Source organism: Vibrio sp. 1727, from assembly GCF_033344415.1.
Classification (GTDB): domain Bacteria; phylum Pseudomonadota; class Gammaproteobacteria; order Enterobacterales; family Vibrionaceae; genus Vibrio; species Vibrio alginolyticus.
In genome coordinates, this window is record NZ_JAWPOT010000617.1 from 1 (window position 1) to 534 (window position 534).

The following is a 534-nucleotide window of genomic DNA, read 5'->3' on the forward strand; positions in this document are numbered from 1 at the left end:
AGTGTGCGATTAAACCATGGTGTAAGCTAAATCACTTAAAATTAAGCAAATAATCTCTACACTCAAGTTACGACAATAAGAAAAAGGAAGCGGATATGGCAATACTAAGATTGGAACCTCAACAGCTGTATTCTGTAGCGGATCTAGAGAATATGCCATGTAAGTCGACCAAGGAACTGCCTCCTATTGACGAAATCGTGGGACAAGAGCGTGCGCAAAAAGCGGTCGAGTTTGCGATGTCAATTAAGGAAAAAGGGTACAACATTTACGCCATCGGTCAGAACGGGCTAGGTAAGCGCACGATGATTCTGCGCTATTTGAATCGTCACCAGCATGACGCCGATGCGTTATTTGACTGGTGTTACGTCGCGAATTTTGAAGATACACGCACGCCTAAAGTGTTAAAGCTCCCTTGTGGAATCGGTAACAAACTACGTGTTGATATTGAAGCCTTAATGGGGAAATTGCTTAACGCGCTGCCATTAGCTTTTGATAACGAAATGTACTTTAGCCGTGCTGATCGTTTGAAAAACC

The 534-nt window shown here is 43.1% G+C and carries 1 protein-coding gene; it reads left to right on the plus strand.

Annotated elements, in window-relative coordinates; genetic code table 11:
• Positions 1 to 95: 95 nt before the first annotated feature.
• Positions 96 to 534 (plus strand): Lon-like protease helical domain-containing protein (locus R8O10_RS27235; protein ID WP_318192234.1); only part of this gene is annotated, 439 nt, incomplete at its 3' end.